Origin of the sequence: Stenotrophomonas sp. GD03930 (assembly GCF_029839665.1) — a bacterium.
Taxonomy (GTDB): domain Bacteria; phylum Pseudomonadota; class Gammaproteobacteria; order Xanthomonadales; family Xanthomonadaceae; genus Stenotrophomonas; species Stenotrophomonas forensis.
In genome coordinates this window covers 1,195,908-1,210,513 of sequence record NZ_JAOCAV010000001.1, presented here as the reverse complement: position 1 = coordinate 1,210,513, position 14,606 = coordinate 1,195,908, and the positions used below count along the sequence as shown (strand labels likewise).

13 protein-coding genes are annotated in these 14,606 nt (G+C 66.9%); 9 read left to right on the top strand and 4 right to left on the bottom strand.

The annotated features are described in order from the left end of the window. Window positions 1–5 precede the first annotated feature (5 nt). The 7 genes from N5C18_RS05505 (at window position 6) to N5C18_RS05475 (ending at window position 7,611) form a co-directional block, all read left to right on the top strand. Window positions 6–536, top strand: coding sequence for a TRAP transporter small permease (locus N5C18_RS05505; protein WP_279944013.1), 531 nt, complete (start codon window positions 6–8; stop codon window positions 534–536). Between the two features lie 3 nt (window positions 537–539). Then, window positions 540–1,823 (top strand): TRAP transporter large permease, encoded by a 1,284-nt coding sequence (locus N5C18_RS05500; protein ID WP_053508035.1) that lies wholly within the window; start codon window positions 540–542, stop codon window positions 1,821–1,823. Window positions 1,824–1,888: 65 nt separating this feature from the next. Then, on the top strand, window positions 1,889–3,433 hold the full coding sequence (locus N5C18_RS05495) for a family 43 glycosylhydrolase (protein ID WP_279944508.1): 1,545 nt from the start codon (window positions 1,889–1,891) through the stop codon (window positions 3,431–3,433). 39 nt (window positions 3,434–3,472) lie between these two features. Next, a complete protein-coding gene (locus N5C18_RS05490; protein ID WP_004153364.1) occupies window positions 3,473–4,531 on the top strand; it encodes a LacI family DNA-binding transcriptional regulator in 1,059 nt (352 codons plus the stop codon). 195 nt (window positions 4,532–4,726) lie between these two features. Beyond that, complete coding sequence (gene kduI / locus N5C18_RS05485; RefSeq protein ID WP_049456665.1) at window positions 4,727–5,575, top strand: 5-dehydro-4-deoxy-D-glucuronate isomerase; 849 nt, start codon at window positions 4,727–4,729, stop codon at window positions 5,573–5,575. A gap of 81 nt (window positions 5,576–5,656) precedes the next feature. Continuing rightward, window positions 5,657–6,412, top strand: coding sequence for a 2-dehydro-3-deoxy-D-gluconate 5-dehydrogenase KduD (gene kduD, locus N5C18_RS05480; RefSeq protein ID WP_049456664.1), 756 nt, complete (start codon window positions 5,657–5,659; stop codon window positions 6,410–6,412). Window positions 6,413–6,513: 101 nt separating this feature from the next. Then, window positions 6,514–7,611 carry a GDSL-type esterase/lipase family protein gene (locus N5C18_RS05475; RefSeq protein WP_279944012.1) on the top strand — a complete coding sequence of 366 codons (1,098 nt, stop codon included), beginning with the start codon at window positions 6,514–6,516 and terminating at the stop codon, window positions 7,609–7,611. A 79-nt stretch (window positions 7,612–7,690) separates the two neighbouring features. On the opposite strand, the gene N5C18_RS05470 is transcribed toward N5C18_RS05475, so the two are convergent. Beyond that, complete coding sequence (locus N5C18_RS05470) at window positions 7,691–8,341, bottom strand: DUF4375 domain-containing protein (protein WP_279944011.1); 651 nt, start codon at window positions 8,339–8,341, stop codon at window positions 7,691–7,693. 30 nt (window positions 8,342–8,371) lie between these two features. After that, window positions 8,372–9,265, bottom strand: coding sequence for a phenylalanine 4-monooxygenase (phhA, locus tag N5C18_RS05465; protein WP_053508031.1), 894 nt, complete (start codon window positions 9,263–9,265; stop codon window positions 8,372–8,374). Between the two features lie 125 nt (window positions 9,266–9,390). On the opposite strand from phhA, the gene N5C18_RS05460 reads away from it, so the two are divergent. Continuing rightward, on the top strand, window positions 9,391–9,876 hold the full coding sequence (locus tag N5C18_RS05460; RefSeq protein WP_053508030.1) for an Lrp/AsnC family transcriptional regulator: 486 nt from the start codon (window positions 9,391–9,393) through the stop codon (window positions 9,874–9,876). A 39-nt stretch (window positions 9,877–9,915) separates the two neighbouring features. Here the strand turns inward: N5C18_RS05460 and N5C18_RS05455 are convergent, their stop codons facing one another. Both N5C18_RS05455 and N5C18_RS05450 read right to left on the bottom strand, forming a co-directional pair. Next, window positions 9,916–10,908 carry a patatin-like phospholipase family protein gene (locus N5C18_RS05455; protein WP_279944010.1) on the bottom strand — a complete coding sequence of 331 codons (993 nt, stop codon included), beginning with the start codon at window positions 10,906–10,908 and terminating at the stop codon, window positions 9,916–9,918. Window positions 10,909–11,091: 183 nt separating this feature from the next. Continuing rightward, window positions 11,092–12,105, bottom strand: coding sequence for a TIGR00266 family protein (locus N5C18_RS05450; RefSeq protein ID WP_053448381.1), 1,014 nt, complete (start codon window positions 12,103–12,105; stop codon window positions 11,092–11,094). Between the two features lie 159 nt (window positions 12,106–12,264). On the opposite strand from N5C18_RS05450, the gene N5C18_RS05445 reads away from it, so the two are divergent. Beyond that, window positions 12,265–14,532 (top strand): TonB-dependent receptor, encoded by a 2,268-nt coding sequence (locus tag N5C18_RS05445; protein ID WP_279944009.1) that lies wholly within the window; start codon window positions 12,265–12,267, stop codon window positions 14,530–14,532. Window positions 14,533–14,606: the final 74 nt, after the last annotated feature.

Below are 14,606 nucleotides of genomic sequence, written 5' to 3'. Positions count from 1 at the left end.
CTGCCATGACCAAGACCCTGCCGGCCACCGCCGGGCCCGCACAGCGACTGCTGGACCGCATCGCCGACATCGCCATCAACTGTGCCGTCGCTGCCCTTCTGGGGCTGGTGGTGGTACAGGGCTGGCAGGTGTTCGCGCGCTACGTCATCAACGATTCGCCCAGCTGGACCGAGCCGGTCACCCTGCTGCTGCTGGCCACGGCGATGAGCCTGGGCGCCGCCTGCGGCGTGCATACCAACCGCCACTTCGGCTTCTTCCTGCTGCACGCTCACATGGGCCCTGGCGTGCGCCGCGCGGTGGATGTGCTGGTGCAGGTGGTGGTGGCCGTGCTGGGTGGGTTCATCGCCTTCTGGTCGGCCGACCTGCTGCTGGACGGGCTGGACATCAAGACCGCCGGCGCCAACCTGCCGCAGAGCATCAACTACCTGCCGCTGGCCGTGGGTGGTGCGCTGATGGTGCTGTTCGCGCTGAACCGTGCGTGGAAAGCGCTGCAGGCCCGCGACGCCGGCAGCGACGACGCTGAAGGAGATCGTTGATCCATGGGCATCACCATCCTGTTCTCCGTATTTGCCGTGCTGCTTCTGCTGGGCGTGCCGGTGGCCTACGCGCTGGCCGCCGCGGCGCTGGCCACCCTGCTCTACCTGGACATTCCCAGCATCGTGCTGGTGCAACAGATCTCGGCCGGCACCGGCTCCGCCTCGCTCATCGCCATTCCACTGTTCATCTTTGCAGGCGAGATCATGATGCGCGGCGGCATCTCCGAGCGGCTGATCGCGCTGGCCTCGTCACTGGTCGGACGCCTGCGCGGTGGCCTGGGCCAGGTCTCGATCCTGTCCTCGCTGTTCTTCGGTGGCGTGTCCGGCTCAGCCATCGCCGATGTGTCGGCGGTCGGTGGCACGATGATTCCGCAGATGGTCAAGCGCGGCTATGACCGCGATTTCGCCGTCAATGTCAGCATCACCGCTGCGCTGGTGGCGTTGCTGGTACCGCCATCGCACAACCTGATCCTGTTCTCGGCGGCGGCGGGAGGGGGCCTGTCCATCGCCGATCTGTTCGCTGCGGGCATCGTACCGGCGCTGCTGATGACGCTGGCATTGATGATCACCGGCTATGTGGTGGCACGACGTCGCGGCTACGGCGTGGAAGTGTTCCCCGGCTGGCGCGCCGTGGCGCTGCGCATTGTCTCCGCCCTGCCCGGCCTGGGCCTGGTCGCGCTGATCTTCGTCGGCATCCGTGCCGGCATCTTCACCGCCGTGGAGAGCGCGGCCATCGCCGTGGTCTATGCCTTGCTGGTCACCACCGTGCTGTACCGGCAGCTGCGCTGGCGCGAGTTCTTCGACACCGTCATCCATGCCGCGCGCAGTACCGGCGTGATCCTGTTCGTGATCGCCACCGCCGCCGTTTTCGGCTGGCTGCTGGCCTACCTGCAGGTACCGGCTGCGGCCGTGGATTTCCTGCAGTCGTTCGCGCACAGCCAGTTCATGGTGCTGCTGATGATCGTGGTGATGCTGCTGTTGCTGGGCACCTTCATGGACCTGGCGCCGATGATCCTGATCTGCACGCCGATCTTCCTGCCGGTGGCCAGGGCCTACGGCATCGATCCGATCCACTTCGGCCTGGTGCTGGTGCTGACGGGCGGTCTGGGCCTGGTGACACCGCCGGTGGGATCGGTGCTGTTCATCGGGACCTCCATCGGCAAGATCAGCGTGGGCCAGAGCATGCGCACCATCTGGCCGTTCTGGTTCGCCGCGCTGGGCGTGCTGCTGGTGGTCACCTTCTTCCCCGCCCTGTCACTGTGGTTGCCAGCCGCGCTGCGCGGCTGAGACCGGAGGAGGCCGCCATGCACGCGCTGCGTATCGTCACCGCCGCCACCCTGCTCGCTCTGCTGATGCCGGCGTTGCCGGTGGCGGCCACCGATGCCGCGCCGGTACCGACGCCGTGGGCGCGGGGGCTGGAACACCAGCGCCAGGCCGACCGGGGCGATGGCACTTTCCTGAACCCGGTACTGGCCGGTGACCGCCCTGATCCGTCGGTGCTCAAGGACGGCGACGACTACTACCTCACGCTGTCTTCGTTCGATGCCTATCCCGGCCTGCCGATCTGGCATTCGCGCGACCTGGTGAACTGGCAGCCGCTCGGCCATGCCATCACCCGCAACGTCGGCGCGATCTGGGCGCCGGACATCGTCAAGCACAAGGGGCGCTACTTCATCTACTTCCCGGCCCGTACCGCTGGCCGGCGCAGCAACTTCGTGGTCTGGGCCGATGACATCAAGGGCCCGTGGAGCGCGCCGATCGATATCGGCCTGGGGGGCTACATCGATCCCGGTCATGCGGTGGGCGAGGACGGCAAGCGCTATCTGTTCCTGAGCGGCGGCGACTATGTGCAGCTGGCCGACGATGGTCTGAGCGTGGTCGGCACGCCGACGCATGTCTATGACGGCTGGCGCTACCCGGAAAGCTGGGACGTGGAGGCCTACGCGCAGGAGGGCCCGAAGATCCACTTCCGCGATGGCTGGTACTACATGACCACCGCGGTGGGCGGTACTGCCGGCCCACCGACCGGGCACATGGTGATCACCGCGCGCTCGCGTTCGATCCACGGTCCCTGGGTGAATGCCCCCAACAATCCGATCACGCGCACGCGGTCGGCGGCCGAACCCTGGTGGTCTCGGGGCCACGCGACGGTGATCGAAGGCACCGATGGACGCTGGTGGATGATGTACCACGGTTACGAGAACGGCTTCTGGACGCTGGGGCGGCAGGCCCTGCTGGAGCCGATCGAGTGGACCGGCGATGGCTGGTTCCGGGCCACCGGCGGCGATCTCGGCCAGCCGCTGCGCAAGCCGGCCGGACAGGCACTGGCCCCGCATGGCATGGCGCTGTCGGACGATTTCCGAGGCAGCACGCTCGGCCCGCAGTGGGCGTTCTTCAACCCGGCACCGGATGAGTACCGGCGGTTGGGTTTCAGCGGCAACGGTCTGGTCCTGGAGGGCAAGGGCAACAGCCCGCGCGACGCCTCCCCACTGACCACCATCGCCGGCGACCCGGCCTACCAGTTCGACGTGGAGATGGAGATTGCCCCCGGCGCCGTGGGCGGCGCGCTGCTGTTCTACAGCGACCGCCTGTATGCGGGAGTGGGCAGCAATGGCGAGTCGTTCATCATGCATCGCTACGGCGAGGAGCGCCCTGCCCGACTGGCGGCCGGTGCGCGTGGCGGCCGGCTGTGGCTGCGGGTCACCAACAACCGCCACATCGTCACCTTCCACTCCAGTATCGACGGGCACACTTGGCAGAAGTATCCGGTTCAGATGGAAGTGTCCGGTTACCATCACAATGTAGCGGGCAGGTTCCTGGCGCTGAAGCCGGCGCTGTATGCGGCCGGCGACGGTACGGTAACCTTCCGCAACTTCCGCTACCGCGCGCTGGATTGAGCGCGGAGCCGGAATCCCCAGACTTATCGGGTTCAAAACATGTCAGTGCGCAACAAGAACGATGCCGCTACGCCGGCATTGGCGAAGGGCAAGGCAGCCACCATCAACGACATCGCGCGACTGTCGGGTGTATCCAAGAAAACGGTTTCAAGAATCATCAACAACTCACCGCTGGTGCGCAAGGACACGCGCGACAAGGTGGAAGCGTTGATGCGTGAAGTGGGCTACATGCCCGATCCGCTGGCCCGTGGACTGGCCTTCCGCCGCTCCTTCCTGATCGGCATGGTCTACGACAACCCCACCGCACAGTACATCGTGGACATGCAGTACGGTGCGCTGGACGCACTGCGCGGATCCAGCTTCGAGCTGGTGGTGCACCCCTGTGACAGCCGAAGCCCCGGTTACATCGAGGGCGTGCGCCGCTTCGTGCAGCAGCAGAAGCTGCACGGCGTGATCCTGGTGCCGCGCGCCTCGGAAGACCAGGCGCTGGCGGACATGCTCGATGAGATCGGCTGCCGCTTCACCCGCGTCGCTGCACTGCCGCTGGATGAAAGCTCACAGATGGTGGTCACCCATGACCGTGACGGTGCAGCCGAAGCCGCCGACTATCTGCTTTCGCTCGGCCACCGTGACATTGCCCTGGTGACCGGTCCCAGCGCCTACCGTTCCGCCCATGAACGTACCGCCGGCTTCATCGACGCGTTGTCACAGCGCGGTATCGAGCTGCCGAAGGACCGCATCATCGAGGCGGGCTACACCTTCGAATCCGGCGTGGCCGCTGCCGAGAAACTGCTGCTGGGCAAGCGTCGCCCGACCGCCATCTTCACCGGCAACGACGAAATGGCCGCCGGCATCTACAAGGTGGCGCTGCGCGCCGGCATCAACATTCCGCGTCAGCTGTCCATCGTCGGCTATGACGACAGCCCGCTGGCCTCCCGCCTGTGGCCTTCGCTGACCTCGGTACGCAGGCATACCCGCGACACCGGGCGTACCGCTGCGGCGATGCTGATCCAGCCCGAAGGCCAGGCATCGTTGCCCATTGCCAGCGTGCGGCCGCACCTGATCGTGCGCGATTCCTGCCAGCCGCCAGAGGACTGAGGCCGAAGGCCTCAATCCGGAAGGTCACCACCGTTGGTGGTGACACTTCACCTTCCCACCCCCTCTACCTCGCCCCGCCCGGCCAGCCCCCGCTATCGTGCGACGCAAAATGACACCGGTTTCCTGTCTGGCTAGAATCGACCGTGAACCGTGCCGGGGCCGACCCGTCGGCCCGCCCCCCGCTCTGGAGATGCCATGTACTGCAAGACCCACTACGCCACCCATCCCGATGCCATCAACGGTGCCAGCAACGACCAGCTGCGCGACCTGTACCTGCTCGATGGCCTGTTCAATGCCGGTGCGGTGACCCTCAAGTACACCCACTACGAGCGCTTCGTGATCGGTGGTGCCGCACCGGTGGACGCACCGCTGGCCCTGCCGACCCAGACCGAACCGGCGTCGGCGGCGGGCCATCCGTTCCTGGAACGCCGGGAACTGGGCGTGATCAACGTCGGCAGTGGTACCGGTACCATCACCGTCGACGGCACGGTCTACACGCTGGGCCCGAAGGACGGCCTGTACGTGGCCATGGGCAGCAAGGATGTCGTGTTCGCCTCGCAGGACGCCGCCAACCCGGCGCAGTTCTACCTGGCTTCGACCCCCGCCCACGCTCGCTTCGAAACCAGGCAGCTGTCGATCAAGGATGCGGTGGCGCTGGATCGCGGCGCGCTGGAAACCAGCAACGAGCGCACCATCTACCAGTACATCGTGCCGGCCACCTGCCAGTCCTCGCAGCTGCTGCTGGGCCTGACCGTGCTCAAGCCGGGCAGCGTCTGGAACACCATGCCGCCGCACCTGCACGACCGCCGCAGCGAGGTCTACTTCTACTTCGACCTCGGTGACAGCGACCGCGTCTACCACTTCATGGGTGAGCCGGCCGCGCAGCGCCACATCGTGATCCAGAACAACGAAGCGGTGGTGTCACCGCCGTGGTCGATCCACATGGGCGCCGGCACCAGCAACTACGCCTTCATCTGGGCGATGGGTGGCGAGAACCTCGATTACACCGACATGCACGTGCTGGACATCTGCCAGCTCAAGTAAGCCCTGCCCGGCCGCCACGCACCGCGTGCCGGCGGCCGTTGCCGCTGATCCCGCTCGCCTCTATCAAGGAATGCATACGCAATGGCTAATCCCTTCAGCCTGGAAGGCAAGGTCGCTCTGGTAACCGGTGGTAATACCGGCCTGGGCCAGGGCATCGCCGTGGCACTGGCCGCCGCTGGCGCCGACGTCGCCGTGGCCGGCATCGCCCCGCCCACCGAAACCATCGAAAAGATCACCGCGCTGGGCCGCCGCTGCCTGGCCATCGAGGCCAACCTGATCAGCATCGAGCCGGTGGCGCGCGTGGTGCGCGAAACCATCGAAGGCCTGGGCGGGCTGGACATCCTGGTCAACAACGCCGGCCTGATCCGCCGTGCCGATGCGGTGGACTTCAGCGAGCAGGACTGGGATGACGTGATGAACGTCAACATCAAGTCCGCCTTCTTCATCTCGCAGGCCGCCGGTCGCCATTTCATCGAGCAGGGCCACGGCAAGATCATCAACATTGCTTCGATGCTGTCGTTCCAGGGCGGTATCCGCGTGCCGTCGTACACCGCCAGCAAGAGCGGTATCGCCGGCATCACCCGCCTGCTGGCCAACGAGTGGGCAGGCAAGGGCGTGAACATCAACGCCATCGCGCCGGGCTACATGGCAACGGACAACACCGCCCAGCTGCGCGCCGACCAGGACCGCAACAAGGCCATCCTCGACCGCATCCCGGCCGGCCGCTGGGGTACCCCGGACGACCTGGCCGGTGCGGCCGTGTTCCTGGCGTCGTCGGCGTCGGATTACATCAACGGTGCGGTGCTGCCGGTGGATGGTGGTTGGCTGGCGCGCTGACGCGCGGTCTTGGGTAGTGCCGGCCGCTGGCCGGCATCGAGGCGGTGCTTTCATCGTTAATGAGGTTGCCGGCCAGCGGCCGGCACTACCGGGGCTCCGCCATGCGCAACCTGCTGCTGCTGTTGCTGCTCTCGTGCACCACCGCGCAGGCGGCGCCGGTGCGGCTGTTCATCGCCGGTGACTCCACCGCCGCCGAGTACGGGCCGGAGCGTGCGCCGCAGGCGGGCTGGGGCCAGGCGCTGCAGAGCTACCTGGACCCGGCGCGCTTCGAAGTACACAACCACGCCAAGAGCGGGCGCAGCACGCGCAGCTTCATCGACGAAGGGCGCCTGGAGGCGATCGCCAGCGAGCTTCGCCGCGGCGACGTGCTGCTGATCCAGTTCGGCCACAACGATGCGAAGTTCGAAGACCGCACGCGTTACACCGATCCGGACACTGACTATCCGCGCCTGCTGATGCGCCATGTGCAGGTGGCGCGCGACAAGGGCGCGACACCGATACTGGTCACGCCGGTGGCGCGACTGCTGTACGACTTCGGTTCACTGCTGGACACGCACGCGCGCTACACGCTGGCGATGCAGCAGTTGGCGGCGCGCGAGCACGTCGCGCTGATCGAGCTCAACGACCGCAGCACACGCTGGATCCGCGCGCTGGGCGAGCAGGGCGCGCGGCCGTATTTCCTGTTCGTGCCCGAGCAGAACAAGGCCGACGGCACACACTTCAGCGTGGCCGGTGCCAATGCGGTGGCCTGCCTGGTGCTGCGCGAGGCGGTGCCGCTGCTGCCGGCGCTGCAACCGGCGCTGGTGCGTGACATCGACTGCGATGTGACGGGCGCAGGGCAGGGCGCCGATGCGCAGTGGCCCTCGCAGGTGTTGCACGAAGACACGGTTGCGCGTACGCAGCCCGGCCCGCACGGTGGTGCAGGGCCGACCACCGCGTATCCGTTCTTCGCTGGCGCGGCGAATCTGCCGTTCGTGCTGCGCAAGCGGGTGCTGCACAAGGGCGCCGGCATCGGCCTGCACCCGCAGCACAAGGATGAGATCTACTACATCGTCAGCGGGCAGGGCAGCTACGTGCTGGATGGAAAGCAGCACGACGTGCGCGCGGGCCATGCGCTGCTGACGCGCACGGGCAGCACGCATGCGCTGCAGCAGGTGGGGGAAGAAGATCTGGTGGTGCTGCTGGCGTACCCGCGGTGATCGAAACGCAGCCGAGCATGGGCTCGGCTCTACACGGGCTGCGCTGATCTGTAGAGCCGAGCCTACGCTCGGCTTGGCTCTACAACGGCTCCGGCCCGAAGTGCTTCAGCCCCAACCTCGCCAGGTCCTCCGGGCGCTCGAAATACGCCTCGTCAAAGGCATGCAGGGCATCCTGCTCCTGCTCGGTCATCGCGCCATACAGGTCGTGCAGCTGTGTGATTGCCGGGTCGTCTTCCAGCCGGTCCAGCAACCCGCGCATGCCGGCCAGGATCGCGTGGGTCTGCACCGCGCCCATCGCCTGCAACGCACGCAGCGCCAGCTGGCAGGTAGGGTCACCCCAGTTGCACAGGAACTGCATGAAGCCGCCGTTGTTGATGTCCGCTTCCATGCGCCACAGCGCCACCAGCTGCTGGTCTTCATCGGACAACGCATCCAGCGCCCATGCGGCCGCCTTCAAGCGCGCCAGCGCCGCCTCGTAGCGGTCGTCCCACACCTGGTTGGGAACATCGACCACGCCATCCTCGCGCGGCGGCAGCAGGGCCGGCCAGTTCACGCCCAGGCCATTGGCCGTGGCGACCCACTGCGCGCGCTGCTCGGGCGTGGCTTCGAACAGTGCCGGCGCCCAACGCAGCGGCTGGCGGGTACGCCGGCCATCGGCCAGGGTCAGCAGGATGAAGTCGTCGTCGAAGGCGACGTCGGTGACGCGGAAGGCAGCAAACACATCAGTCATGTCCCGCAGACTACCTGCGCGACCGCGTGTCTACACGTCGCCGCCGTCGGCCCAGCCTTCGCCGGTACCGGCCTGGAACACGCGGTCATCGGCCTGTACATCACCGGCGGGCAGGTGCGCCTGGTCGGCCAGTGCGGCATAGATCGGGGTGAAGTCCGGCGAGGTCGCCTGCATCAGCTGTTCGAAGCTGTCGATGACGAAGTAGGTCTTCTGGAAGGTATCGATGCGGTACTTGGTGCGCATGATCCGCTGCAGGTCGAAGCCGATGCGGTTGGGCGCGGCCGATTCCAGCGAGTACAGCGATTCGCCCTTCGACGACACGATGCCGGCACCGTAGATGCGCAGGCCATCGGGCGTGTCGATCAGGCCGAATTCCACCGTGTACCAGTACAGGCGCGTGAGGTTCTGCAGTGCATCCGGGCCGATCGCGTGGGCTTTGACGCCACCGCGGCCGTAGGCCTCCATGTAGTCGGCGAACACCGGGTTCATCAGCAGCGGCACGTGGCCGAACAGATCGTGGAACAGGTCCGGCTCGGCGATGTAGTCGATCTGGTCCGGGCGGCGGATCCACCAGGTCACCGGGAAGCGGCGGTTGGCCAGGTGGTCGAAGAAATCCAGTTCCGGCAGCAGGCCTTCAACGCCGACCAGGGTCCAGCCGGTGGCGGCGCCGAGCACTTCGTTGAGCTGGTCGAAGCGCGGAATCATGTGCGCGCTCATGCCCATCTCGTCCTGCGCATCCAGGAACTCCTGGCAGGCACGGCCGACCAGCAGCTCGCGCTGGCGCTGGTACAGCGTGCTCCAGGTGGCGTGGTCGTCGGCGCTGTAGGTGTCCCACGGCTGCTCGACAAGCGCGGTGGTGTACACCGGCACGTAGCCCTTGTCGGTCTGCTGGTGTTCGACGCGGCGGGGCTGGGCGAGGTCCATGGGGCACTCCTTGAAGGGATACCCACGATGCTAGGGCAGGGCGCGCGCAACAGGGTTGCAAAAGTTGCGCCGATTGGCCTTGTTGGCGCAATATCCTTGCGTACTCACCATGTTGCGGGGCAACAATGGCCGGAGAAGTCCAGTTCGATCGCACGGATATACGCCTGCTGGCGGAAATCCAGAAGGATGGGCGCGCCACCAACGCCGAGCTTGCGGCGCGGGTGAACCTTTCGCCCTCGGCCTGCCTGCGGCGCCTGCAGCGGCTGGAAAGCGAGGGCGTGATCGTCGGCTACGGTGCGCGGCTGGAGCCACGGCAGCTGCGCCTGGGCCTGCAGGCCTTCGTGCGCGTGCAGCTGGAAAAGCACGACCAGGCCGCCATCGGCCATTTCGTGGACAGCGTGCAGGGCTGGGATGAAGTAGTGGCCTGCCATGCGCTGACCGGCGACATGGACTATCTGCTGCATGTCTACGTGCGCGACCTGGAACACTTCTCGCACTTCCTGCTGGACCGGCTGCTCAACGCCGGGGGCGTGGCCGATGCCAATTCCAGCTTCGTGCTGCGCACGGTCAAGGGCTTCCAGGCACTGCCGCTGTCGCAGCTGGAGTCCTGAGCGGCCACCGGGCGTGTCCGGTGGCCAGGCATCAACCGATCAGCACTTGTCCTTGCGGCCCATCAGCTTGCCCAGGCGCGAGGCTTCCTCGCACTTCGGCGCCGCCACCGGCGCGGGTGCGGCTGCCGCAGCACGTGCCTTCTGCAGCTGCTGGATCTTCGCGCGGATCTGCGGCATCGCCGCCATCGCGGCCTTCTCGCCCTCCAGGATCGCGGTGCCGCGCTGGCTGAAATCGGCAGCGCCGATGTCCAGTACCTTCGGCCGGATCACGATGTCGGCGCGCGCCAGTTCCTGCTCGCCCAGGCGCTGGCCCATGATCGAGATCGACTGGTTGACGATGCCGAGCATGCCGGTGGGCGCCTTGCCACTGGCCTTGCTGGAGATGTCCACGGCGATCACGAAGTCGGCGCCTAGCTGGCGCGCGGCATCCACCGGCACCGGGCTGACCACGCCGCCATCGATGTAGTTGTGGCCACCGATCTTCACCGGCTCGAACACGCCGGGGATGCTGCTCGACGCACGCACGGCCTGGCCGACGTTGCCGCGCACGAAGATCGCGCGCTCGCCGGTTTCCAGCTGCGTGGCGACGGCGGCGAACGGCTTCTTCAGGCGTTCGGCCGGGCGGTTGGCCACCTGTTCGTTGACGTAGTCCTGCAGCTTCTGGCCCTGCAGCAGGCCACCGGAGAACAGTCGCACGTCGCGGATGCTGGCTTCGTCCAGCGCCACCGCCTTGCTCTGCATCTGGAACGCGTCCATGCCGCTGGCATACAGCGCGCCGACCACGCTGCCGGCGCTGGTGCCGGACACCACCACCGGTTCAAAGCCGTTGGCTTCCAACATCTTGATCACGCCGATGTGGGCGAAGCCCTTGGCTGCGCCGCCACCCAGCGCGATGCCGATCTTCACCGGCTTGGCCTGCGGCACCACGGTCGGTGCCGACGGCGGCGTGGGACGGACCGGATCGCCGCCGCAGCCGGCCAGCAGGCCGATCAGGGCGACGGACAGCAGCATGCGGGGGCGGAACAGGCTCATCGGCAATGCGCTCGCGGCGCCGGATTCTGGAAAGGGCGCCAGCATACCGAAGCGCTGGCGGGGCGGGCAGGGTGGGGGAGTTACCTATTCATAAAGGTAGTGCCGGCCGCTGGCCGGCAATTGCTGGGATGCCGGCAGAGGTCCATGAGGTTGCCGGCCAGCGGCCGGCACTACCGGAGGCGGTCAGAACCGGTTGTCGCCGTCCAGCATCCGGCCGAGTCCGCCGAGCACCGAGCCCTCGCCACGGCTCTGGCCACCGCCCTGCGGCGCCGCCATCCACATGCGCCCGGCAAGGCGCGAGAACGGCAGCGATTGCAGCCAGACCTTGCCCGGGCCGGTCAGCGTGGCCAGGAACACACCCTCGCCACCGAACAGCATGCTCTTGACGCCGGTGACACGGCGCACATCCATGTCCACGGTCGGGTGGTAGGCCACCACGCAGCCGGTATCCACGTCCAGGCGCTCGCCAGCCGCCAGCTCGCGCTCGATCACGCAGCCGCCAGCGTGGATGAACACCCAGCCGTCGCCCTCCAGCTTCTGCATGATGAAGCCCTCGCCGCCGAACAGCCCGGTCATGATCCTGCGCTGGAACTGCACGCCGATCTGCACGCCGCGCGCGCCGGCCAGGAAGCTGTCCTTCTGGCAGATCAGGCGGCCGCCATGCTGGTCCAGCTTCATCGCCAGCACGGTGCCGGGGTAGGGCGCGGCGAAGGCGACCTTGCCCTTGCCGTGGCCGCTCTGGGTGTAGACGGTGGCGAACAGGCTCTCGCCGGTCAGCACGCGCTTGCCGGCGGCCATCACCTTGCCCATGAAGCCGCCCGGGTCGCCATTGGCAGCGCCGAACACCGTGTCCATCTGCACCGTGGCGTCCTTGAACATCAGCGCGCCGGCCTCGGCGATGGCGCTTTCACCGGGGTCGAGCTCGATCTCCACGAACTGCATTTCATGGCCGACGATACGGAAGTCGATGTCGTCAGCGCGGCCGCTGGAGACGGCGGGGACCGGCGGCGGGGTCGTGGGCATGCCCGGTGCCGGCGCCTGCAGCTCGGCCACGTCGGGGATGGGGGTCCATCCGCTCATGCCCTGGCACCAGGCCAGCGCGCGCGGGTTGGCCTGCGCGTAGCGCCGCGCGGCCGGGTCATCGAGCGGGCCGACGCGGTCGGCCTGGGCGGAGGCATGGAAGTACCACTGGGTCATCGCGACGGCTCGGCGGGGCTGGAAAACCCCGAGTCTAGCGAGCGCGCCGGGGCGTGGGCGACGGCGCCATGAACGGCAGGCATTTGCGAGGCAGGTGCTGTATTGCAACAATTATCTGGTAGCGCCGTTTTACCACCCCTCCAAACACAGCCTACCGCCATGTCCCCGACCCGCACTTCCCGTGGCCGATTTCCGGTCGCGCGTCCCCTCGTTGCCGCTCTTTCCGCCCTGCTGCCGCTGGTAGCAGCTGCCCAGGAAACCTCCGCTGCCAAGGATCCGGTTGCCCTCGACGCCCTGCAGGTCACCGCACAGCGCCGCGTCGAGAACGCCAAGGACGTGCCGGTCGCGATCACGGCGATCCAGGGTGAGAAGCTGGATGTGCTCGGCTCTGCCGGCGATGACATCCGCTTCCTGGCCGCGCGCGTGCCCAGCCTGAACATCGAATCGTCCTACGGTCGTGCCTTCCCGCGCTTCTACATCCGCGGCCTGGGCAACACCGACTTCGATCTCAACGCGTCGCAGCCGGTCTCGCTGGTGTATGACGACGTGGTGCAGGAAAGCCCGCTGCTGAAGGGCTTCCCGCTGTTCGACCTGGCCGGCGTGGAAGTGCTGCGTGGCCCGCAGGGTACGCTGTTCGGCCGCAACACCCCGGCCGGCGTGGTGAAGTTCGATTCGGCCCGTCCGTCGCAGGACGCCGATGGCTACGTGAAGATGTCCTACGGCACGTATGACACCTGGAACGTGCAGGGCGCCTACGGCGGCCCGCTGACCAGCCGCTGGTCGGCGCGCGTGTCGGCGCTGTACCAGCGCCGCGACAACTACGTCGACAACACCGTTGCCAATGCACCCAGCTCGGGATTCGAAGGCTATGACGAAGCCGCGGGCCGCGTGCAGTTCCTGTACGAAGGTGATGACGTCGAAGCGCTGTTCAACCTGCACAAGCGCAAGCTCAACGGCACCGCCCGCCTGTTCCGCGCCAACATCATCCAGAAGGGCAGCAATGCGCTGGTCGAGAACTTCGACCGCGACAAGGTCTCCACCGACGGCCTGAACTTCTCCAACCTGGAAACCTGGGGCGGCAGCGCACGCATCAAGTGGGACCTCGGCCGCGTCACCCTGCACTCGATCACCGGCTATGAAACCGCCGAATCGCTGAACCACGGCGACGTCGACGGCGGCTACGGTGCCTCGTTCCTGGGCGCCGGCAACTACGGCCCGGGCAACATTCCGTTCCCGTCCGAATCGGCTGACGGCCTGCCGCACCACCGCCAGTGGACGCAGGAATTCCGCGTCGAATCCAACGAGTGGGGCCGCTTCGACTGGCAGGCCGGCGTCTTCTACTTCGATGAAGACGTGACCATCGACAGCTTCAACTACGACTCGCTGACCCCGGGCAACCCGCAGACCGGCCATGCCGTGCAGAGCCAGCGCAACAAGGCCTGGGCGGCGTTCGCCTCGGGCGATCTGGACGTGACCGACCGCTTCAAGCTGCGTGCCGGCGTGCGTTACACCCAGGACAAGAAGGACTTCACCGCCAGCGTGCTGCAGGCCGTGCCGGGTGGCACCCCGGTCAGCGGTCCGTACCTGGCCAACAGCGATGTCGACGATGTCAGCTGGGACCTGAGCGGCGTCTACCAGATCACTGACAACATCAACGCCTATGCGCGCGTGGCCAAGGGCTTCCGTGCACCGTCGATCCAGGGCCGTCTGGCCTTCGGCGGCGTCACCCAGGCCGATTCGGAGAAGGTGATCTCGTATGAAGCCGGCATCAAGGCCGACCTGTTCGACCGTCGCGCACGCCTGGGCTTCAACGTGTTCCGCTACAACGTCGATGGACAGCAGCTGATCGCCGTGGGTGGCAGCAACAACACCGCCACCCTGCTCAACGCCGACAAGACCATCGGCCAGGGCTTCGAGCTGGACTTCGAGGCGTACCTGACCGACCACGTGCTGATGACCCTGGGCAGCAGCTACAACGACACCGAGATCAAGGACAAGGATCTGGCCGTGGCGATCTGTGGCGGTGGCTGCACCATCACCGACCCGACCACCGTCATCAACGGCGGCACCTACGCGCTGGTCAACGGCAACCCACTGCCGCAGGCGCCGAAGTGGATCCACAACCTGACCCTGCGTGCCGGCTTCCCGGTGAACGACGCCAGCGAGGTCTACGTCTACACCGACTGGGCATACAAGAGCGCGGTGAACTTCTTCCTGTACGAGTCGCCGGAGTTCCGCAGCCGCAGCTCGCTGGAAGGTGGCCTGCGCGTGGGCTACAACTGGGATTACGGCCAGTACGACGTGGCTGTGTTCGGCCGCAACCTGACCAACCAGACCCGCGTGGTCGGCGCGATCGACTTCAACAACCTGACCGGCTTCCTCAACGAGCCGCGCACGTTCGGCGTCGAGTTCACCGCGAAGTTCTGATGCGGTTGATGGCGTGATGCAATGAAGAAGGGCCGGCGCAATGCCGGCCCTTTCTTTTGATGCGCGACCATGTC